We start from the raw sequence: 20,804 nt of genomic DNA on the forward strand, positions 1-20,804 counted from the left end.
GGCGCCTCGGCGCAAGGAGCCGCTGGAAGCAGCTTTCCTGGACGAAATCCGGTGCGGCGCAGGCCCGGCTGCTGCCACCGGCCCCAGATCTCCATGGCTAGGGCGGCGCTGTTTGGGTCTGGCGGAAGTCCCGTGAGCCAACTACGCCTTGTAGTCGTTGATCTTCAGTTGGGAGTGTCCGAGGTCGCCTTGATTTCGCTCTTCGTTCGGCTGAGGGGCCCGACATACGTCGCCGTGAATGAGGTGTCGCGCACCACGTCCGCGACACCACCCTCGCCGAGGACGCCTCCCGGCTGCGGACCGGCAACACGCCCCGCGCATCGGCCACCTGATACAACCTCGCCATCGGAACCCTCCGCACGGCCGGAGCGAAGAACATCGCGGCGAGCCTCCGCCGCAACGCCCGCGACCCTCGACGTCCCCTTGCACTCCTCGGCCTCGGATGATCACGAACCGGACGTCATGCAAGCGGCCTTGATGATGCGGCGCCGGGCGGAAAACGACGATCACGGCATCGGCCGGTCAGGGGAGACGGGCTCGCGGCGTCTGCTGCACTCTTCGTCCCCCTCGTACTGAAAGTCACCTGTACGGCCTGCGCACAGCGCCCTACCTCGGAACTCCCAACGGGCCCATGCCGTATACCCCCGCGCACCGTCCGTGTGGGCCGCTCCCGCCCCCGGAAGGACGCTATGGCCGCCATCGCCCTGACCGGTAGGCGTCCAGCAGTTGTCGGCTCGCGACCGTGAAGGGGTGTTCGGGTCCCAGGCCGCGTTCGCGTCGCTCGACGACGTCGGTCATCAGCCCGATCCCCTCCTCCATGTGGCCGAGCGCGGCCCGGGTCCGGGAGAGGAGTTGCCGGGCGGCGAGGACGATCGGGTACTCGGGCCCGAAGCGCCGTACGTATGTCTCGGCGACCCGCTGGATCTCGCGGTCGGCCTCGTCGACGCGGCCCAAAAGGTACAGCGCCCACGCGTGGTTGTGTCCGGCGCCCAGTGTCACGGTGTGGTCGGGACCAAGGAACCGATCGCACTCCGACGGCAGCGTGAGCAGTGTGCCGCCCTCCTCGCTCACCACTTCGGCGGCGGGCAGCATCTCCAGCAGACTGGCGCGGGCCCGCAGGGTCAGCGGATGCGTCGGGCCCAGCGCCGAGCGGCGCCCGGCGACGGTGTCGCGGAGCAGCGCGACGGATTCTTCGCGTCTGCCGAGGTTCGCCAGCACGAGCTGGAGGCCGTAGCCGCTGTCGGTGGTGTCGGGGTCGTCGGTGCCGAACAGGCGCTCCTGGGTGGTCCGGACTGCGCGGAGCGCCGCTTCGGCTTCGGTGTACCTGCCCAGCCGGAACAGTGCCCGAGCTGCCCGGGAGCGGGCGGCCAGGACCGTACGGTGGTCCGCGCCGAGGAGTCGCTGCGCGAGGTCCGCCGCGCTACGGGCGGTCTCCCAGGCGGAGAGGTAGTCACCGGTCCGGTGCAGGGCGACCGACAGCCGCGTCGCGACGGCCAGGGCGTCGGCAGCGGACGGGGCGCCGATGTGCCTCAGCAGGGCCAGCGCGTGAGGTACCAGCAAGCGCAGTCGCGGATCGTGGGGCCCCGCGTCGGGTACGCCGGGCACGGCCGCGTCGAGCAGCCGGACGGCCGTGATGTCGAGGGCGGGCACCAGGTCCGCGGGGGTCGCCGCCGAGACGCTGTCGAGCAGGACGCCATGACTCTGTACGCAGCGCACGCCGACGGCGTCGACCAGCTCGGACAGCGACTGGTCGAGGAGGGCCCTGAGGGCTGTCTCGGTTCGGGCCCGGGGCAGTGCGGTGCCGACGTCGGCGTGGTTGAGCACAGTCAGCGGCAGAGGTTCGGCGGCGAACCGGGACAGCAGTCTGAGCAGGGCGACTGCTTCGGGCAGCCCGCGTACCTCGAACGCGTCGAGGGTCAGCTGCCAGGTCAGGCCGACCAGGTGTCGGGGGTCTGCTTCGGACAGGGCGTCGGCTCCCTGGTCGATCAGCTGGACCCGTTCGTCTCCGTCGAGCTGGTCCCCGTAGGCGTCCATCGTCCAGGGGTCGAGGACCTGGTGGGAGAGGAAGCCGCCCGCCAGGGTGAGGGCGAGGGGCAGTCGCCCGAGCCGGTCCGCGACTTGCGCCGCCTGCTCCGTCGTGCCGCTGTGGGGGGCGAGATCGCGCAGCACGAGCGCGGCGTCCTCTCGGGGCAGTACGCCGATGTACTGCAGCTCGGCGCCCGGCCACCACCGTGCCGCCGCTCGCCGTGTGGTCACCAGGACCGTGCCGCGCGGGCTGGTACGGAGCCAGCTGCCGTCCCGCAGGATCTCCGGCTCGTCGGTGTTGTCCAGGACCAGTAGCCAGGGTTCGGCGGAACTGTCGAGATGCTGCCAGACGAGATCGGCGGCCGGTCTGAGGCCGTTGCGGGCGGCGAGCAGTTCGCCGTCGCCCGCTCCTCGGTCGGCGGCGACGGCGAGCATGCCGGCGCGCAGGCTGGCACGGTCGGAAGCGTTGACCCACAGGCCCACCCGGCCGTGTTCTCCGGTGACTTCCTGGAAGAGGGCGCAGGCGACGGCCGTCTTGCCCGAGCCGCCCATGCCGTACAGCACGTAGACCTCGCCGCCGCGCTCGGCCTGGACGCTCGTCCGCAGGCGTTCCATCACCTCGCTGCGGTCGCGCAGCACGACAGGACGCCGCCCGACTGCCGGGTGGCGCACCGAGTCCGGTCCGCCGGGCTCCGGCCCGTCATGGCCGTAGTGGTGGTGTTCGCTGATGTGCTGGTCGCCCGACGACTGGTAGACACGCCCCTGGTCTTCGGCGTGGCCGTCCGTCCCGCCCGTCATCGCTCTGCGATGTGCTGGTCACGTCCCGCTTGGTAGACCCGGGCCTGACCGGACGCGGTGGCGTGCTGGGTGATCTGCCGGGCAGCCGTTCCATCGGGATCGAGTTGGTCCAGCAGTGCACGCAGTTCCTCGACGGCGTCGGGCCGGGCAACGAGCAGCCGCCGTACCAACTCCTGCCATTGAAGGCGGAGTTCGTCCAGGGTCTCCTGGTCGTCCGCTGCCACGGCGGCCAGCACGTCCTCACGGCCGGCTTCCAACTCGGCGGCGACAGTCTCGGCGCGCTCGGGTTGCGCCCGGCGCCAGAGCTGTGTGATCCCGTCACGCACACGGTGCCAAGTATCGGTCGCCATCAACGTGACCAAGGTGGTTCCCGCGCTCTGTGCGAGCGAGGCCACTTCTGGGTCCACAGCCACCCCTTCCGTTCACCTGATTTTCCAACCGCACAGCGGGAAAGTATCGCCTGCCAGGTGTTGACCTGATTTTCTTTCCGATCAATATCATTCCACCCTTGAGCGACATGAGACAAGGAGGAATCAGTCCTCGCCATTACCCCTACGGGACGGGCCTGACACATGGCCAGGCAGGCCCGGTGCAGGCTACAGTGAAGCATCTCAACCGTTCGAGGGGGCGATGGAAAATGGCCAGGCCATGGGAAGCAGATCCGGACACAAGTTTCAAACAGCGACTGGGGAAAACACCTCAGGAGTTAGGAAACACAACCGGCACTCCTGACTGCCCGGACATCTGGGAACTCACCAATGGCGACATCGCCGTCATCGGCCGGGACCTCACCCAGTCGCTCGGCACGAACCTGCCCGACGGTGTCTCGATCGGGTCGGACGAACGCCTCGTGGTCATCCCCAGGAACATGCTCATCGCGGCGAAGCCGGACATCCCCAGTGTTTGACTCCTTCCCTGGTGGCGCCTCCGAACGCCTGGACCGCCCCACCTATCACGCGGACTTCGGCCGGGTCTACGCCAGCGGGATCCCCTTCCTCAACAAGCTTGAGCGCGGCCAGCACTTCAAGGAGCGCGGCTTCCCGAGCTGGGAGGCCTTCGCCGACGGCGACTGGGAGAGGGCACTGTCCCTGGCCGACGAGAGGCGCGAGGACTACGCCCAGGAACTCCGTCAGGCGTCGCGAATGGGTGTCACGCACCGCCGCCTTCGCGTCGTGGAATTCCCGATCACGCCATATGTGCAATGGGAGTTGTTCGTCCTGCGCGTACGCGTGGACCTGGGCGATGACATCAAGGTTCTCGACGCTCGCGATATTTCGAACATCGAGCGGAATCGCCCGGTTCCAGAGGTAGTGATTCTCGGCAATGCGGCCATGTATGAGGTCGTTTACGACGAGGACGGAAATGCGGCCGGCGCCAACCGTTGCGTCGACCGCTCACTGATCCGGGAAACAAACGCGGGATTCGATGCGCTTTATGAGCGGGGCGAGGGCTTCTACGATTTCTTCGACCGGGAGATCGTCACCCTGGCACCGCCCCAGGTGTCCGGTGCTCCGACGGGTTTTCGCGGCTTGCGGTGATCAGCAAGGTGGGTGCAGAGCACGCTCTCATGCCAACAGATCACCGCCCCGGCGATGACGAGAGCGCTCGCCGCATCGGCTACCCCTTCGGCAGCCAGGAGCCCGCTTCCGGCGTCAAGCCTGCGATTCCTGCACCACGGTGACAGTGGTGTCCGCGTCGCGCTGTTCAGCGTGCGCTGTGGCGAAAGGTCAGTGGTCTTCCACGACTTCTCCATCCACATCGACAACTCGGAGGGACGGTTTCGTCAGCTCCAAGCTGGAGAGGTGCCTCTTGAGTCTCTTGGCCATCGGAAGGTAGGTCGTAAGAGTCAGTCCGCCGGAGACGACGGCCCCGATGAGAGGGATGGCCTTCGAGACGGTCTTCGCGAAGGACTGCTTTGTCATCTCGACGCCCAGGTAAGCCGCGACCCTTTTTCGCTATCGGGTAGATGACACCCTGAGCGGGTGCCTTCTGAGGCAGCTTCTTGGCGACCTGCTCCGACATCATCCCCGCGACCTTCCCCACAGCGGCGTTCGCCGACTGGGTACCGAACATCACGCCGAAGAACAGCGTGAGCACCCCCATGGTCGCGTCATCGACGTCATCACCCTCATCGGTTAACAGATCGGGCCAGCTGTAGAGGTATGCGAGTTTCTGCGCGATACGCAGCATGTGGCCGATGTACTGGGCCACATCGGCGGGCACAGCGGCGGGAAGGGCGATGATGCCTGGGAGCCCGGCAGCGGCGGAGAGAGCGCTGACCTTGCCGGTTTCGAAGCGGATGGAGTCGTTGGCCGCCTTGTCGAGAACCTCGACAGTGATGCCCGCCGCAGCGGGGCTCTCCTCTACCGCTCGCCGGATGTCGTCCTCGGAGCAGTGGCGAGCCAGCGCACTTCGCAGGTACGCCTCCCTGTTAATACGTACGCCCGGAAGCTTTGCCGCCCCCACCAGCATCGCGGAGCCACTCACGCCGGTGATCTGACGACGGATGAGGGGCTGCGGAGGAGTGGCCGGCCCACTTCGTCGCGTTCGATCTGTTGCGGCTGTCCGGGACGGACACGACCGGATGGCCGCACTGGCGCAAGGCTGCGTTGGAGTCTGTGTTCGCCGCTCGCCGGCTGTCGGCGACGTGGGTGCTGTGTCCGTCGACGACCGAGACCGACGTCGTGCGCGAGTGGCCACGTGAGCGTCGGTCGGGTTGGAGGGGGTGTGGTCTTCAAGAAGCTGGACGACGCCTACCGCCCGTCGGTGAGACGCCTTCAGTACGCCGGCCCTCCCACCACCCTCGCCCGGACGGCGGGTGTTGCGGTCGCCGGCCTGCTCCTTCCGGGGCGGCGCGGGCATCCGTGGACAGACTGGTCCTTCTCCGCAGGGTGGGGCACCGAGGAGACGCTGAATGTCACGCTGGTGGAACCTGAGCTGGTGGTGGAAGTCGGCATCGACGTCGCCCGCGACGCCTCCGGCCGGTGGCGCCACCCCGCACTCTGGCATCGCACCCGCCCCGACCTCTCCCCCACCGACATTCCCACCTTCTGACGGCGGCGTTGTGCGTCGGCCGGGCCGACGCACAACGCCCCGCAGAAGCGCAGCAAGGGCCTCCCGCTGCTTGGCCGGCGCCACCCGCAGGGTCATCGCCCGGGAGTGGTCCGCCCCGTCCTTGACGGTCGTGAGGCGTCAGTGAGGTCGGCGCCGGTTGCAGCGTCCCGCTGGAAGTGGTTGGTGCCGTGCCAGTCCAGGCACATGACGGTCGCATCGTCCTGCAGGTGGCCGTCGTTGGCGTCGACGATCGCCGCGATGAGGGTGCGGGCGGCCTCGCGGGGGTGCAGCGCGCGAGTGCGCACGATCAGGTCGGACAGATCGAGGCTGCCTGCGTTGCGCTCCAGCATGCCGTCGGTGAGCATCACCAGCCGGTCGCCCGGACGCAGGTCCAGCGACTGGACCCGGTAGGTATGAGGGGCGTCGACGCCGAACGGCATATCGACCGTCGGAGTGATCTCCCGCACCTGCCCATCCCGCATCCGCAGCGGCCAGGGGTGCCCTGCGTTGACGAACTCGGTCCTGCCGTCAAGCAGGCTGATACGCAGGAGCTGGCCGGTGACGTAGCCCTTGTGGCCGTGCTCTCGCATGGCCTGGTCGGCCTGGCGGGCCTGCTCGGCGAGATCGGCACCGGCCCGCCGGGCCCGGCGCAGGGCGCCCACCGCAAGGGTGGCCAGCAGCGCGGCCTCGACATCGTGCCCCATGGCATCGGTGACGGAGAGCTGGACGGTGTCCCGGTCGATGACGTAGTCGAAGGTGTCACCTCCCACGTGGTCGGCCGGCTCCAGCGCCCCGGCCACCGCGAACTGCGCCGCCTCGCACGCCAGCGACGCCGGGAGCAACCGATGCTGGATCTCCGCGGCCAGGCTCAGCGGCTTGGTCCGGCGTCCCCACTGGTACACGTCGGTGAAGGACCGGTTCGCGATGACGAGGTACGCCAGCGCGTGCGCGGTCTCGCCGATCTCCCGCATCACCTCCGCGTCCGGCGCCGCCGGCAAGAACAGTTCGAGGAGCCCGATGGCGTCCCCGCGGTTGGTCACCGGAGCCACGATCCGCACCAGACCGCCCTCGCCCTCGTCCTCCACGCCCGGCCGCTGGGTACGGATCACATCGTCGTACGGGGTGCCCCGCAGCATGATGCGCCGGGCGGGTTCATCAGTGTCGATGCTGCCCGCCGCACCCAGCCGTACGACCGAACTTCCGGTGAAGTCGGTGATCAAGAACGACACCGACACGGCCCCGAGGCTCTCCTGGAGCATGCGCGCGACCACATCAAGCGACTCCACCGGCGCCGCGGCCTCCGCCGCCTCCAACGTCCCCGCCAACGTCATCGCCCCGCCCCGGGGAAGACGAGAGACCCGCCTACCATCCGGTCTTCCTACGGTCACAGCGACTCCTCCATTGCTCGATGCGCTCAGGACTTCGCCGAGTAGGACGTGGAAGACCTGTGCCGAGCCCGGTACCCGGACAGGTCAAATTTCACCACCGGGCCCGACTTCTGCCCGCTGCTTAACACGTCAGGTGGCTGCGAGGAGGATGGCGGTGTAGTGCGCGGTGAAGGCGGTGATGGTCAGGGCATGGAAGACCTCGTGGAAGCCGAACCAGGCCGGTGAGGGGTCGGGGCGCTTGAGTCCGTAGACGACGGCGCCTGCGGTGTAGAGCAGACCGCCGGCGATGACGAGTACGACGATCGCGGAGCCGCCGGCGCGCGCGAAGTCGGGCAGGTTGAAGACGGCCACCCAGCCCAACGCGATGTAACACGGGGTGTACAGCCATCGGGGAGCCCCGATCCACAGGATGCGGAAGGCGATTCCGGCCAGCGCGCCCGCCCACACCACTGGCAGCAGCACCCTCTGCTGGCCTTCGGGCAGCAGCAGTACCGCCAGCGGGGTGTAGGTGCCGGCGATGATCAGGAAGATGTTCGCGTGGTCCAGTCGCCGCAGGACTGCCTCCCCGCGCGGACCCCACGTGCCGCGGTGGTAGACGGCGCTGGTACCGAACAGCAGACAGGCCGACACCGCGTACACCACGCAGGCCGCCACTGCCGCGCCCGTGCGCGAGACGGCGATCAGGACGATCCCGCCGGCCAGCGCGAGGGGGAACACGCCGGCGTGCAGCCAGCCGCGCATCCGCGGCTTCAGCGCAGCCGCCGCGCGCTGCACCCCGCCTTCCAGGCCGACGGCTACCTGCCCGGCAGCCGGCCGGCCGATCGCGTCAGCACGCGCGTCAGACGAGGGGGTAGACAGGGTGTCGGGCGGGGTGCCGGGGCGGGACTTGAACTCCCGTCCGCCTACCGGCGGCTGGGCATCTTCGGCGATCATGCGCTCATATTCTTGATATCGGCGGAAGAGTGCGGTCCGGCGGTGGCCGTGGAGTGCGGGTCAGACGTCGGCCGGGTGCCGGGTTGCAGTGCGGCGGTATTCGGCGTTGATGCGTTGGGCTTCTTCGAGCTGGTCCTCGAGGACGACGATGCGGCAGGCGGCCTCGACGGGGGTTCCCTGGTCGACGAGTTCCCGGGCACGGGCGGCGATGCGCAGTTGGTAGCGGGAGTAGCGGCGATGTCCACCCTGGGAGCGCAGCGGGGTGATGAGGCGGGCTTCGCCGATGGCGCGCAGGAAGCCCTGGGTGGTGCCGAGCATTTCGGCGGCCCGGCCCATGGTGTAGGCGGGGTAGTCATCATCGTCGAGACGGCGGTACGAGTCGTCTGCTGTCATCTGACCTCTCTGGAACGCGTGGAGGGCCCTGGCGCCGTACGGCGCCAGGGCCCGAAGGAACTGCTACACCATCTGCCGGCCCTGTTGCTGCGCCGGCCTTCTGTCACCGCACACCCGGCCGACACGCTGCCGGGAATGCTGGGATCGCGGTTGCTCGACCGGAGACCACCTCACTATCGATGTCCTGCGGTACCCGGACTCAACAAGCCGCCCGGGCGATCCTGATGGCGCCCAATTCCTCCGTTCATTCCCTCACTGCTGGGCGCTGCTCCACTGCGTACTGCTGGTGATGCGACCTGCTCAGCGGCCTGTGACAGCGCCACTCTTCGGCAGCCAGCCCCGTCGCCTGTCCTGCGTCTGCCCTGGCTTGGAACCCCACCGCCGAACCTCCCGGTGCGCGCGCCCGCAGCCGACGCCTTCACCGAGGTACCGCTCACTGACTTCACTGCTGAGTACCGCGAACCGCACCTACAAGTACTGCCACTGCGGTACTGCTCACGGCGGCCCCTGATCACTGCGGGCCACCCGGTCCGGTCGTCAGTCCCATCGCCGTCCTGCAACAACCCTGGCTCTGGAACTCCACCACCGCACCGTCCTGCGCACTGCAACTACGTACTACTGCCTGGCAGTTCGTGTCTGCCAGGCCCTGCTGTCCCTCTGGGCTACGAGAGAAACCATAACCACACCACCGCCCAATGTCTACTCCAGCCAGCACAGGTTTTCTGTGTGTCCGATGGGGAGGTAATCGGCCTCAAGCAGCGATAAGGGCCCCAGATGGAGTCCGCCCAGGCCGAGGAAGACCGAGGGGCCAACCGGAGACCGGTCGGCGCACGCGTGACGCGTCGCGGTCTCGTTGAACCGCGCGCCTCCAGCCGGGCCTCAAGGGGCCCCCTTGGGGACCCGTGGGCCGTCTGGGACAGGCCGTCATGGCAAGGCGACGGGCCGAGGGGGAGCGCGCTGTCTGCCACTAGGGGTGGCGACTGGTGGCGTGTCCACCGGGGCCGTCGGACAGGGCGATGCGGGCCGTGATGCGCTTGCCGGCCGGCTCCTGCTCGATGAACAGGGCTTCGGTGACGGCCTTGACGACTTCCAGGCCGTGCTGGCCGATCCGGTCGGGATCGGCGGCCCGGGCAGCGGGCATGGTGGGGTCGCTGTCCCACACGACGACGTCCACGGCGCGGACGCCGATGCACAGTTCCAGCAGGACAGGGCCGGGAGCGTACTTGCGGGCGTTGGTGACCAGCTCGCTGACCACCAACTGGGTGAGGTCCCTCGCACGAGCGGGCACGGGCAGGTGACGGTCGGCTTGGGCCTTCTCGAGGAAGGCGACGGCGCGGTAGCGGGCTTCGGCGATGCAGCCGTCGCACCCGCTCAGGGCGTAGCCGGCGCGCATCAGGTATCCGTTCGCGGCCCTACGGCTGTCCCCGTCGGCATCGGCATCGAATCCCACTGGCCTCGCCCTCATTCCCCGTACACGAGTGCGCGAGTACCCACCCTCCCTGCATACATGGCAAAGGCACGTCGTTCAGCAGGCATCGGCAGGCACCCGAGTGCATTCCGCCTGGGCGGTGGGGCAGGATCATCCGCGCACGCCCTGCCCGGGCCAGCCCAGGCGCAGTCGAGGAGACGGTGAGCGACATCCCGAAGGAAGACCGGCCGGGCCGGTTCTCCGTCAAGCCCGAAGTGGTCGACGGCGTCCTCGTCGTGAGCGTGCACGGCGCGATCGACCACAGGCTGGGAAGGCAGCCTTCGACGATCTCGCGGGAACTGCGGCGCAACGTGGCCACGCGCAACGGACAACTCGCCTACCGTGCCTCGACCGCGCAATGGAAGGCCGAACTGGCCGCGCGACGGCCGAAGTTGTCCAAGCCGGCCGGGCACGAGCGGCTGCACGGATACGTCCAGGAACGCCTGGCCGGAGAGCTCTGCCACCCGGACAGCACCACGGTGCCGGGACCTGCGGCGCCCCGGCGGAAGGGACGCAACAAGCCGAAGCGTCAGGACCGCCGTTGGGCCACCTCATGGAGTCCGCAGCAGCTCTCCCATCGGCTGAGGGCCGACTTCCCCGACGATGAGTCCATGGGCATCTCGCACGAGGCGATCTATCAAGCCCTCTACGTTCAGGGCCGCGGAGCGCTGAAACGTGAGCTCGTCGCCTGCCTGCGCACCGGCCGGGCGCTGCGGGTTCCCCGGGCCCGCACCGCCGGCCGGGGGAAGAAGTTCGTCACCGACGAGGTACTGATCAGCCAGCGGCCGGCAGAGGCCGAGGCCCGGGCGGTCCCCGGCCGCTGGGAGGGCGACCTGGTCATCGGCCTGAACAGCTCTGCGATCGGCACCCCGGTGGAGCGCACCAGCCGGTTCTCGATGCTGCTGCACCTGCCGCCCATGCCCGGCCACGGCGGCACACGGGCCAAGAACGGCCCCGCGCCGGCCGGTCACGGGGCCGAGACCGTACGCGATGCCCTTGCGGAAGCGGTCGCCGACCTGCCCGCCCAGCTCCGCAAGTCCCTGACCTGGGACCAGAGTTCGGAGATGGCGCAGCACGCCCAGCTCCGCATGGACACAGGTCTGGAGATCTACTTCGCCGACCCGCACAGCCCCTGGCAACGCGGGACCAACGAAAACACCAACGGGCTGCTCCGGCAGCACTTCCCGAAGGGCACCGACCTCAGCAGGCACACCCGCGAGGACCTCGCTGCCGGCGCCGCTGCCCTCAACAGCAGACCCCCGTAAGCCCCTTGGCCGGAGAACACCCTCGGAGACTCTCAACAGCCACCTATCTGTCAACACAAAACGGAAGTGTTGCGACGACTCCTTGAACCCAAGTCGTACGGAGGTGACGCCTTCAGTGATGACGGTGTTCTCCGCGCGGACCCAGGCACTGGGGCTCACCTTCGAGCGGCCCTGGTCGGCGCGGATCTGAAGCAGGTACTGGAACTCCAGCGCGGCCAGCGGTGGCAGTCCTGCGACGGAGAACCTGGGAATGTTGCGCCGCTCAAGCTCGACGGGGAACTCTGCAAGCGGAGGTCGGTCGATCTTCGCCCAGCGGTAGTGGTGACCGTCGCACAGCTGGTGGCGGCTGATGCCGTAAGCGGTTCTTCTACCTCGACGATGTCGGCCGGAAGCGGAGCGGCGGGAGCCTCCCTGCATCAAAGGCCACGTGGGCGTCCCAGCCGGCCATTGCCCCCGCTGGACCGTGGGAGGTCATTCCGCCGGCCCCGACGTCTCACGGGAAGGGTGGCGTGTTCAGACCGTACCTGTTACCTTCCCCTCCGCCCATACATTCAGTCATTAGATGTATGAATGGAGGCGACATGCGGGGAAAGACGGCCGTGGTGCTAGGCGGTAGCGTGGCGGGGCTGTGCGCCGCGGGAGTGCTCGCGAGGCATTTCGACGAGGTGATCGTCCTGGAACAGGACCGGCTCCCGCCGGACGCGCAGCATCGGCGGGGCGTGCCGCAGAGCAAGCACCCGCACTTCCTCCTCAACTCCGGGCGTCGCGCGATTGGGGAGATCTTTCCTGGGTTCGAGGAGGCACTGATCGCCGCGGGCGGGATGCGCCTGATGCCGTCGATGGACGCGGCGTACTGCGAGAACGCCGGCTGGGCCCCGCGCAAGGCCGGGTCGATGACGATGGTCTACAGCTCCCGCGTGCTCATCGAGCGGGTCCTGCGCGACAAGGTCCGCGAGCTCCCGGCCATCGAGATCCGCGAGGGCGTGACCGTCACCGGACTTCGTTCCACCGGGGGCGGCACCGCGCGCGGGCGCGTCGAGGGAGTCGAGTACCGCGCGGGCGACGACTCGGGCCACCTGTCCGCCGACCTGGTCGTCGACGCGCTGGGGCGCGGCTCCTCCGTCGCCGACTGGCTGAGCACGGCGGGATGGCCGACGCCGCCGGAGAAGACCCTCGACGCCAAGGTCACCTACACGTCGCGGTGGTACGACCTGCCGCCCGCCGACCGGCGTCCACCGGCGTGGTGGTGGAAGCACCTGGTCATCACTCCGACCCAGGACGCCGGCGACCATCCCGAGGAGCACGAATTCCTCAGCAACTTCTTCCCGATCGAGGGTGACCGCGCCATCGTGTGCATGGGGGCGTGGGGCATCCGGATGCCGCGCGAGGTCAACACCTTCGAGGCCGCGGTGGACCGCGTGCGGGCCAGGTCGTTCGGGCAGGCGACGCGTGCCTGCACTCCGACCTCCGGGGTGCACCTCACTCGTTCGACCGGCAACAAGTGGCGCCGCTTCGACCTGCTCGACCAGCCCCCGCTCGGGCTGGTCTGCGTCGGTGACTCGATCTGCGCGTTCAACCCGTTCTACGCCCAGGGGATGAGCTCGGCGGCCCGCTCCGCGCTCATCCTCGCCGAGATGCTGCGCGGCCACGACGTCCTCGACCTCGCCTTCTTCCGCGAGTTCCTCACCCGGCAGAAGAAGTCACTCGACGTGCCCTGGATGCTCGCGATGGCCCGTGACCAGGCATATGACTTCGCGACCGGGAGTGAGGTCGTCGCTCCCTGGCGCCGCAAGCTGGCCGCGCGCCTCAGCTGGCCGGTCTTCAACGCCATCAACGCCACGAGCCGCGAGGACGCCTACGTCGAGCGGACGTTCGCCCAGGTCTTCAACCTCGACATGTCACTCAGGGAGATGACCACCGATGTGCGGTTCTGGTTCGGCATCGCGCGCTACAAGGTGCGTCAGCGGCTCGGACGCACAGTCGTGCCCGGCGGGTTCGACGACCAGCAGGATCCGCCCGGCACCGACTTCACCGGCCAGACCCGCGCCGGCAACTCGCCGTACGCCGAGACCGACCTCGTCAATGACTGACCCGAGGAGCAGGGAATGAGCTTTTCATGCGACTCAGCGGCCGAGCGCCTCGCTGGAAGGCTCGGTTTCTCCTGCCATGACGCCGATCCCGTCGTGCACTTCCGCAACCCGTTCGGTCTCGAGAACGGCACCATGCCGTTCCTTGAGCTGCTCATCATCGGCGGCGCGGTGTTCGCCCTCGTCCATGCGTGGCGGCGGTGGCGGCGCGACGGCGACCCGGTCAACATCTCTCTGTGGTTCGCCTCGCTCGTCTACCTGGCGGTGATCGAGCCGCCGCTCTACTTCCCGGCCTGGTTCGGCCTGGAGGAGCACGTCGGGCTCATTTTCTCCCACAACGTGTTCACCGTGCAGTTCATGTACGACCGGCTGCCGCTCTACATCGTGGCCTTCTATCCGGCACTGTCGCAGCTCGCCTACGAGGTGGTCCGCGTTCTCGGCGTCTTCGCGCGACGTGGGCTGCTTCTCGGTTCGCTGGCGGTCGCGTTCGTCTGCCAGGCGTTCTACGAGATCTTCGATCAGCTCGGACCTCAGCTGAAGTGGTGGGCCTGGAACCCCGGCAACGAGATGATCAACAAGCCGGCGCTCGCCTCGGTCCCGATGAACAGCATGTTCCTGTTCGCCTCGGTGTCCTTCGGCGCGATGACCTGTCTCGTCGTCCGGCTGGTCGGCGCGAAGGACGGCCGAGGCACACTCACCGGCCGGCAGATCAGCTTGCGCACCGTGGTCGCCGGCGCCCTGACACCGCTCGCGATGACGGTCGCCGGCGTGCCCAGCAACGTCTTCCGCGGTGGGGACCAGCTTGGGATCCAGCAGGCCATCCTCGGTGCCGAGCTCGCCCTGGTCTGGATCGTCGGCCTCTACCTTCTCGCGGACGCCTGGCGCGCGCGGCGAACAGATCGGGCTCCGGTGGCGTCGCCGCTGTTCGCACGGATCTATCCGGCGCTGTTCCTCGGCGTCCACATCATCCTCTGGCTGGTCGCATTGCCGGCCTACTTCGCGGCGGCCAATGGCATCACCGAGCAGGGCACGCCGATCGGCAGCCTGTGGTACACCGTGCTGTGCACCGTAGCCGCAACCGGGCTCATCGTGGCCGTACTCCGCGCGACCGTGTCCCGACGGACCGCAGAGCCTGTGCGATCCTGAGACCATGGGGCATCACGGCTGGGGAGGCTGGCCTCCCGCATCGGACGCGGAGGCCCGGCAGCGCATCATCGACGCGACCGCCCGCTGCATCGACAGGCACGGCGTCACGAAGACGACCCTGTCCGATGTCGCCGGCGAGCTCGGCGTCACCCGCCAGACCGTCTACCGCCACTTCGGCCGTATCAGCGACATCATCGGCGAGGTGGCGGCCCAGGGCGCCGACTCGTTCGTCGACCTGATGATCGCGCACCTGCAAGGGATCCCCGACCCGGCCGAAGCCGTGGTCGAAGGCATGGTCTTCTGCGTACGGACCATCCCCACCGAGCCACGCCTGAGCCTTCTGCTGCAACTCGGAGACACCACCGCCTTCGGCCGCGGCGCCACCACCGGGGACACCATCGCCTACGGCGCCAAGATGCTGCAGCGCTTCCCCGTCGACTGGGCTGCCGCCGGCATCGACGAGGACGACCTCAACGGCCTCGCCGAGATCATCATGCGACTCCTGACATCGCTCCTGCAGCACCCCAGCGAGCCACCGCAGGACGAAACCCGGCTACGCACCTTCCTCAACCGCTGGCTGGCCCCGGCGCTGTCCCGGACATCAGCATCCGCGCGCCCACGTTCTTCTTGAACACTCACCCGGTGACATAAGACCGTGTCCTACGTGGTGAGGCGGACGAGTCTCTCGTAACGGCACACGGCTGCGACGAGTCCGAGAAATGCCAGGTAGTTGCGGGGATTGCGCTCGTAGCGGGGGGTGAGTCTGCGGTATCCGGACAGCCACGACATGGTGCGCTCGATCACCCACCTCCAGCGCCCTAATCGTTCACTGGACTCGATGCCTTTGCGGGCGATGCATACTCCGATTCGCTTCCACCCAAGCCATCTGCGCAGGTCGGCATGGTCGTAGGCTTTGTCCGCGTGGAGGCCCTGGGGCTTGAAGTACCGGCCGCAGGGGGGCGTGTCTCGTTTGGTGACCCCACCCGCCCGGGACCCCAAGCGCGGCTTCCGACGCTGACCGCAACCCCCGTGGCCACTGCTTCGCCGACTGTCGGCGGAGCAGCGTCCGTCATATCTCTATATCTCTGCCCGCTCGGTCGACCCCTCGGCGGCATGGACGGAGCATCTTCAACCGGGCGTCCGGAGGCCCGCACAGGCCATGTGGACCAGCGGCTCGCGGCGCGGGCAGTTCCTCCCGTCCTCGCGCGCGGTCGGGGCCGCCCTATCCGCCGCCGCGGAACGGGAGCCTTGGACGATAGCCCTCTTCGGCCAGCCAGGCGCGGGCCCGGCCGAGCTGTCGCTCATCGCTGAGCCGGTGAAACAGGCGCCAGGCGCGCTCGTCACGGGCGAGGATATCCTTGAAGCGCCGGAAGGCGCCTCGGCCACGGACGGCGGTCCGCAGCCGATCGGCAAGGGCGGCGTCATCGAGCCTTTCGATGAACAACTCCATGTCCTGGTAGCCGTCCCGGGAACCCAGAGTCGGCACAGACAGCCATCGCTCGGGATCGTCCGCCTTCTCGAACCCGGTTTCCAGCTCATTGGTGAAGGTCGACCAGCATTCCCCCGTGGACAGATCGAGCCAACCACCGGACTCGGCCGGGTCGCCCTCCAGCAGTACGGCGAGCATCTCCAGATCTACTGCGAGCGGACAAGGGACGGGGTTCACCGCGTGCCCTATGGACACCCGCAACACGTCCGCCAGTTCCTCATCGCCCCGGAAACCGCGCTCCCGCAGTGCTCCAAGAAACGTGGCCGCCGTCTGGGTGGCCCCCGGTAGACCCAGAGCAGCGGCAGCAGCCACACCGTCACCGGCCAGCTGCAGCACCTCGTTCATGGGTCCGCGGCGCAGTGCGGCAAGCAGCGCCGTCCCGTCCGGCCCGTGCAGCGCGCCGCGCACGGCCCGCAGCCCGTCCTCGTCCCATCCCTCGGCCATGACCTCGACGTTAACGCGCGTCACCGAGTCGCACAGCACCGAGCACCGCCAGGTTCCCACTCCGTACCCCGGCGGTTCTCGTCCCCGTCCCCGCGGCACCGATCGGTGTCACCCGGTCACCGGCGCCGCTTGCGCCCGCCTCTGCCCGTGGCACGCCCGCGCCCGCGGAGGCCGCCGTGGCGAATGGCGGACGTACGCCAGGCCCGGGCAGCGAGGTGCCGGAGTTCCTCAAGTCCGGCCTGGTCCGGGTGCGCGGAGTCCACGGCGGCGGCGACGGCGTCCCTGGCCTCGGGACCCTGGGCACGCAGCGCCTCCTCAGCGCCGTCCCGGCCGCCCGCGAGCTCCACGAGCTGGAGCAGACTCTCGGCGAGCACCAGCAGATGTTCGGTGTCGGCCATGTCCGCGGGGGACAACAGTTCACGGTGTGCCAGCGCGCTCAGCGCGAGCGGTGCCAGTACGGCGTCGCCGCGCAGCACACTCAGCAGCCGCTCGCCCTCACCGTCGGGCAGCGCCGCCGCCAGCACGTCGAGCATCGTCTGGGCACGCGTACGGAAGGCCGTACCCGCCATGGTCCGCACGGCGTCGGTCAGTTGCCGCAGTGAGGCATCCCGCTCCCCGTGGGCCGACATCCAGCCGGCCAGTTCCGTACGGGCGGCCTCCGGGTCGTAGTCCTCGGCCAGCACCCCCAGCAGGCCGGCCGCCGGCGCCTGGACCAGCTCACCGACCAGAGGTGCGTCCCGGCCGGCCGCCAGCAGCCGCTGTCGTACGGCCCGGGTGCCCAGCTCGGTGAGACGGATGAGCTCGACGGGCCCGGCGGTCAGCTCCTCACGCAGGCGGCGGTCACGCTCCCGCGCCGCCGCCGGATCCGCTGCCGTCCCCATGACTCCCAGCAATTCCCCGAGCTCCTGCGGCATGCCCGCGGGCAGTTCAGGTCCGGAATCTTCGAGGTCGGAGAGATCGGCCTCCAGGAACACCGGATCGGCCATCTCCTGCTCACGCTCGACCGCTCCCAGGTCCACCAGCGCGTCGAGTACCGAGCGCAGGTCCCGGTCGGCGTGCTCGAACCACATGCGGTGCTGGAGGTCCGGGCCGGCGTCCAGTTGGAAGCGGGCCCGGTAGGCCAGGTGTACGGAGTCGCGCAGCCGCGGCCAGGGCATCGGGTACGGCAGGCTGTAGAGCGTGTTCAGCACGTCCTCCAACATCTCGTCGTAGACGTCGAAGAGCATCGACTCGACATGCCAGCCGCCGCGCGGCCCGATCAGGGCCTGCCGCAGTTCGAAGCACGCGTCGAAGGCGCTCAGCCACAGCTGAAGCGGGTCGGCCAGCGCCGGCCGGGCCTTGGCCACCGCGTACAACCGGCCCTTGGTCACCCGGACCAGCCGTGCCTTCTTCGCCCACTCCACCAGCAGTCCCAGGCACGGCAGGTCGGCCGAGGAGCGCACCCCCTCAAGCTTGTCGCCGGTGCCCAGCGCGTCCACCAGCTCACGGGCATCGACCATCCGCAACCGTCCTGCGGCCGTCACCACCCGGCCCTCGCGCCCCGCCCACTCGGCGAGCCCACGCAACTGAGCCACGATCGTCGACGCTTCGGCCCGCGCTTCGAACCGCATCCGCATTAACTCACCCAACCTGTCCGCAACACGTCCCGCCCGCCACGCTATCGCCGGACCGCGACGCGCAACTCGGCGAACCACAGGCCCGCTGGCACTGACGCCTGCCTGGAGCCATGCCGCAGGAATGAAGGCCTGGTTGCTTCAGCCCATATGCCTGCAACGAAGGAGACGACGACGGCAGAGAAGTCCGGCAATGCGCCGATAGAGGCGGCAAACCAGGTCCCCCGAGCTAAAGATCAGCAGTCACTCTCCGTCGTAGAGACGGGGCAAGTCGATCAGTTGGATCGCGCGGTCGTCCTTCGCAAGGTGATGCAATTCGTCGGTGAAGCCGGTGCCGCTGTAGCAGTGCAGACGGGTCGCCCCGGAGGCCGAGCCCCGTGCGGTCAGGAGAGTGCGGATACGCCGGAGGCGTTCCAGGTGGCCGACCCCCATCACGTCGCTCCACTTTGCCTCACCGATGGCAAGCAGCGTCTCGCGGCCGTTGTCAGTCTCGCCGTGGACGGCGACGTCGACTTCATGGCTGGTCTTGGCGGTGGGGTCGTTGACCGTGCCAGAGGCGACTCGCGTGGCCTGTCCGCCGTGGGTGTCGGGCGACGCGTGCCAGCGGGCCCACTCGCGGCAGATCTGCTCGAAATGCGGGCCGACGACTTTGCTGCGGAAGGTGGACTGGGCGCGCTGCCATACGGCGGGTGCCCGCCCGGGGCGTTCCAGGTCGCCCCAGGCCGGGCGCATGACCGCGTGGTAGAAGGTGACGAGCGGCTCCGCGATGCGGTAGGCGGAGCGGTTGCGGCGGAAGGCGTCCGCTTCGTGAGTGATCATGCCGACGTCCTGGAGGACGCTCAGCGGGTGGGCCAAATCGGTGGACTTACGGCCGAGATAGTCGGCAATGCCGCCACGTGCGGCGTTGCCCGCGGCGATGGCGGCCAGTACAGAGTGATACAGCGCGGTGTCGTGGAGTTCGGGTTCCTCGGCGAGCAGGTAGCGGGCCTCCCGGAAGAGCGGGCGGGCCGGGTTGAGCACGGCCCGGGTGACCCAGGCGTCGAAGTCGTCCGGCCCGGCGGGGGTGTCGCCCTGGGTGAACTCACGACGGTAGGCGGGTGTGCCGCCGACGATGGCGTTGGTCAGCAGCGCGGTGTGCGGGTCGTCGATCTGCCAGAACTCGGCCGCGAGGCGGAAGTCCAGGGTGGGGACGACGAGTTCGAGGCCTGCACGACCACGCAGTGGGGCATTTCCGGACAGCAGCTTGCCCATGAAGGACAGTGCCGAGCCGCACAGCAACAGGCGTACGGGGGTGTTTGTATGCTGCGCGGCAGGATCCAGGGCACGCTGAATGATCGACGGCAGGGAAGGGGATGCCTTGGCGAGGAAGGGGAACTCGTCGATGACCGCCACGGTGGGGCCGCCCACATCGGCGATGCGCATGAGCTCGGTGACGGCCTCGTCCCAGTGCGTGAAGCGGAAGGGGGTGGGCTGGCCGCGGTAGCGGGCCAGCGCCTCGCCGAACTGGCGCAGGGCGTCGGCATCGGTGGTCTCGGTGGCGGTGAACATGAAGCCGCCACTGGCCCGGGTGACCGCGTCGAGCAGGAACGTCTTGCCCTGCCGTCGGCGGCCGGAGACCACACCGAGCGTGGCCCGTGGACCGGGCAGGGCGGCGAACCGGGTCAGCTCAGCCCATTCGAAGTCACGGTCGAACATCTCGGCAGGCTTGTCCACAGAGCGCACCCCAGGTTTGTATAGGTGAGGTTATTATATCTGGGCCTATTGCTCGCTGCCGACTGTCGACCACAGACCTGAATGCAAGCAGGGCGGCAGACACGGCTCCACCGCGCGCCGCAACCGAGAAGCGTCCACGCAGCACCCCCTCCCAGCCTCGGGCCACGCCGACCGCCACAGCCCAACGGAGTTCCACCACTCCGCCGGCATGACCTCGGATCTCACACTCCGGTTCCAGCTCGCCCACCTGGCGGCACAGAGCAGCGACCCTGGCCTCTCGCCCGACCCCGTCGCGCCAATGACGTCTGGGCCTTGTCGCCGACCGGGATCCAGGACCGCAGCGTCTCGCGGTTCACCATCAGCCCCTCGGCCATGGCCGAGGATGACCGCCCGGGCTGGAGCGGTATAGCGCGACAACATCGCCCCGAAGTCCCGCCGAGCATTTATAGGAACTCAACAGAAACGGCCACAGCACCCAGGGTGCCCACAGCCAGGACGAAGATGCCGCGCGCATTGCTGCTCACGCCTGGCATCCGGTGCGCGACCCTCCGGCTGGCCCGTTTTGACCACCAATCCCAGCCACCGACAGCCGACCGTCACAAGACTCGGCAACAAAATCGCCACCCGCCGCAAAAGACCAGGCCAGAGGCCTGGAGTATCGAATCCCGATGAGCACCCCTTGCGCTCTCCTCCTCCGACGGCCAGCCCGCAAGCTGACCAACCATCAGGAGTTCAACGCAAAAGACCAGGTCAGATGGCATCTGGGCCTGGTCTATGCTGGAGCCGCCTTCGGGATTCGAACCCTGATACCTACGCATTACGAGACCACGGGGGTTCGTGACGGCTGGTTCCGGCTCGTGCCACACGGTGCTGTTCTGCCTGATCAGAGCACATGCGAACAGTTCCGCCGTGACACCCAGTGTTATCCGGTCCAAAGGCGTCCGGCCGCACTGTGGCCGCACATGGCCACACCCGCGGGTGTTCCGGG

General features: G+C 68.6%; 15 protein-coding genes and 3 pseudogenes. 7 read left to right on the forward strand and 11 right to left on the reverse strand.

Features of this window, described 5'->3' with window-relative positions; all coding sequences use genetic code 11:
- Window positions 1-687 precede the first annotated feature (687 nt).
- Both M2283_RS19620 and M2283_RS19625 read right to left on the reverse strand, forming a co-directional pair.
- Window positions 688-2,823, reverse strand: a complete 2,136-nt coding sequence (locus M2283_RS19620) for a tetratricopeptide repeat protein (protein ID WP_280877570.1) — start codon at window positions 2,821-2,823, stop codon at window positions 688-690.
- Window positions 2,820-3,230 carry a hypothetical protein gene (locus tag M2283_RS19625; protein WP_280877571.1) on the reverse strand — a complete coding sequence of 137 codons (411 nt, stop codon included), beginning with the start codon at window positions 3,228-3,230 and terminating at the stop codon, window positions 2,820-2,822. Before M2283_RS19625 ends, M2283_RS19620 begins: the two co-directional genes overlap by 4 nt.
- A 230-nt stretch (window positions 3,231-3,460) precedes the next feature.
- Between M2283_RS19625 and M2283_RS19630 the strand changes: the two genes are divergently transcribed.
- Together M2283_RS19630 and M2283_RS19635 are read left to right on the forward strand one after the other, a co-directional pair.
- A complete protein-coding gene (locus M2283_RS19630) occupies window positions 3,461-3,730 on the forward strand; it encodes a hypothetical protein (RefSeq protein ID WP_280877654.1) in 270 nt (89 codons plus the stop codon).
- Complete coding sequence (locus M2283_RS19635) at window positions 3,723-4,361, forward strand: DUF6879 family protein (protein WP_280877572.1); 639 nt, start codon at window positions 3,723-3,725, stop codon at window positions 4,359-4,361. Before M2283_RS19630 ends, M2283_RS19635 begins: the two co-directional genes overlap by 8 nt.
- Before the next feature lie 189 nt (window positions 4,362-4,550).
- Here M2283_RS19635 and M2283_RS19640 read toward each other — a convergent pair.
- Window positions 4,551-5,295, reverse strand: a pseudogene (locus tag M2283_RS19640) (hypothetical protein).
- Window positions 5,296-5,550: 255 nt separating this feature from the next.
- Here M2283_RS19640 and M2283_RS19645 point away from each other — a divergent pair.
- On the forward strand, window positions 5,551-5,877 hold the full coding sequence (locus M2283_RS19645; RefSeq protein WP_280877573.1) for a hypothetical protein: 327 nt from the start codon (window positions 5,551-5,553) through the stop codon (window positions 5,875-5,877).
- Between the two features lie 92 nt (window positions 5,878-5,969).
- On the opposite strand, the gene M2283_RS19650 is transcribed toward M2283_RS19645, so the two are convergent.
- The 4 genes from M2283_RS19650 to M2283_RS19665 form a co-directional block, all read right to left on the reverse strand.
- The gene (locus M2283_RS19650) at window positions 5,970-7,208 is read right to left on the reverse strand and encodes a PP2C family protein-serine/threonine phosphatase (RefSeq protein ID WP_280877574.1); all 1,239 of its coding nucleotides are present in this window, start codon (window positions 7,206-7,208) and stop codon (window positions 5,970-5,972) included.
- Window positions 7,209-7,394: 186 nt separating this feature from the next.
- Window positions 7,395-8,198 carry a PAQR family membrane homeostasis protein TrhA gene (gene trhA / locus M2283_RS19655; protein WP_280877575.1) on the reverse strand — a complete coding sequence of 268 codons (804 nt, stop codon included), beginning with the start codon at window positions 8,196-8,198 and terminating at the stop codon, window positions 7,395-7,397.
- 60 nt (window positions 8,199-8,258) lie between these two features.
- The gene (locus M2283_RS19660; protein WP_280877576.1) at window positions 8,259-8,591 is read right to left on the reverse strand and encodes a MerR family transcriptional regulator; all 333 of its coding nucleotides are present in this window, start codon (window positions 8,589-8,591) and stop codon (window positions 8,259-8,261) included.
- A 967-nt stretch (window positions 8,592-9,558) separates the two neighbouring features.
- Window positions 9,559-9,984 carry an ATP-binding protein gene (locus M2283_RS19665; protein WP_280877655.1) on the reverse strand — a complete coding sequence of 142 codons (426 nt, stop codon included), beginning with the start codon at window positions 9,982-9,984 and terminating at the stop codon, window positions 9,559-9,561.
- Between the two features lie 329 nt (window positions 9,985-10,313).
- Between M2283_RS19665 and M2283_RS19670 the strand changes: the two are divergent.
- From M2283_RS19670 to M2283_RS19685, 4 genes and pseudogenes are all read left to right on the forward strand, one after another.
- Window positions 10,314-11,410, forward strand: a pseudogene (locus M2283_RS19670) (IS30 family transposase); the annotation flags it as partial.
- 495 nt (window positions 11,411-11,905) lie between these two features.
- Complete coding sequence (locus M2283_RS19675) at window positions 11,906-13,414, forward strand: FAD-dependent oxidoreductase (protein ID WP_280877577.1); 1,509 nt, start codon at window positions 11,906-11,908, stop codon at window positions 13,412-13,414.
- Window positions 13,415-13,429: 15 nt separating this feature from the next.
- Window positions 13,430-14,557 carry a hypothetical protein gene (locus M2283_RS19680; protein WP_280877578.1) on the forward strand — a complete coding sequence of 376 codons (1,128 nt, stop codon included), beginning with the start codon at window positions 13,430-13,432 and terminating at the stop codon, window positions 14,555-14,557.
- 4 nt (window positions 14,558-14,561) lie between these two features.
- Window positions 14,562-15,188, forward strand: coding sequence for a TetR/AcrR family transcriptional regulator (locus M2283_RS19685; RefSeq protein ID WP_280877579.1), 627 nt, complete (start codon window positions 14,562-14,564; stop codon window positions 15,186-15,188).
- 29 nt (window positions 15,189-15,217) lie between these two features.
- Here the strand turns inward: M2283_RS19685 and M2283_RS51950 are convergent.
- The 4 genes and pseudogenes from M2283_RS51950 to M2283_RS19705 form a co-directional block, all read right to left on the reverse strand.
- A pseudogene (locus tag M2283_RS51950) lies at window positions 15,218-15,711 on the reverse strand (transposase); the annotation flags it as partial.
- Window positions 15,712-15,779: 68 nt separating this feature from the next.
- The gene (locus M2283_RS19695) at window positions 15,780-16,490 is read right to left on the reverse strand and encodes a UPF0158 family protein (RefSeq protein ID WP_280877580.1); all 711 of its coding nucleotides are present in this window, start codon (window positions 16,488-16,490) and stop codon (window positions 15,780-15,782) included.
- A 116-nt stretch (window positions 16,491-16,606) separates the two neighbouring features.
- Entirely contained in the window at window positions 16,607-18,100 is a 1,494-nt protein-coding gene (locus M2283_RS19700; protein WP_280877581.1) for a hypothetical protein, read from the reverse strand.
- A gap of 246 nt (window positions 18,101-18,346) precedes the next feature.
- On the reverse strand, window positions 18,347-19,798 hold the full coding sequence (locus tag M2283_RS19705; protein WP_280877656.1) for an AAA family ATPase: 1,452 nt from the start codon (window positions 19,796-19,798) through the stop codon (window positions 18,347-18,349).
- Between the last annotated feature and the right edge of the window lie 1,006 nt (window positions 19,799-20,804).

The organism is Streptomyces pseudovenezuelae (assembly GCF_029892565.1).
Lineage (GTDB): Bacteria > Actinomycetota > Actinomycetes > Streptomycetales > Streptomycetaceae > Streptomyces > Streptomyces pseudovenezuelae_A.

Coding starts and splice junctions, on each gene's coding strand:
- M2283_RS19675 (WP_280877577.1), top strand. CDS start 11,906: ATGCGGGGAAAGACGGCCGTGGTGCTAGGCGGTAGCGTGGCGGGGCTG.
- M2283_RS19665 (WP_280877655.1), bottom strand. CDS start 9,984: ATGCGCGCCGGCTACGCCCTGAGCGGGTGCGACGGCTGCATCGCCGAA.
- M2283_RS19650 (WP_280877574.1), bottom strand. CDS start 7,208: ATGACGTTGGCGGGGACGTTGGAGGCGGCGGAGGCCGCGGCGCCGGTG.
- trhA (WP_280877575.1), bottom strand. CDS start 8,198: ATGATCGCCGAAGATGCCCAGCCGCCGGTAGGCGGACGGGAGTTCAAG.
- M2283_RS19685 (WP_280877579.1), top strand. CDS start 14,562: ATGGGGCATCACGGCTGGGGAGGCTGGCCTCCCGCATCGGACGCGGAG.
- M2283_RS19660 (WP_280877576.1), bottom strand. CDS start 8,591: ATGACAGCAGACGACTCGTACCGCCGTCTCGACGATGATGACTACCCC.
- M2283_RS19680 (WP_280877578.1), top strand. CDS start 13,430: ATGAGCTTTTCATGCGACTCAGCGGCCGAGCGCCTCGCTGGAAGGCTC.
- M2283_RS19695 (WP_280877580.1), bottom strand. CDS start 16,490: ATGGCCGAGGGATGGGACGAGGACGGGCTGCGGGCCGTGCGCGGCGCG.
- M2283_RS19700 (WP_280877581.1), bottom strand. CDS start 18,100: ATGCGGTTCGAAGCGCGGGCCGAAGCGTCGACGATCGTGGCTCAGTTG.
- M2283_RS19630 (WP_280877654.1), top strand. CDS start 3,461: ATGGCCAGGCCATGGGAAGCAGATCCGGACACAAGTTTCAAACAGCGA.
- M2283_RS19705 (WP_280877656.1), bottom strand. CDS start 19,798: ATGTTCGACCGTGACTTCGAATGGGCTGAGCTGACCCGGTTCGCCGCC.
- M2283_RS19620 (WP_280877570.1), bottom strand. CDS start 2,823: ATGACGGGCGGGACGGACGGCCACGCCGAAGACCAGGGGCGTGTCTAC.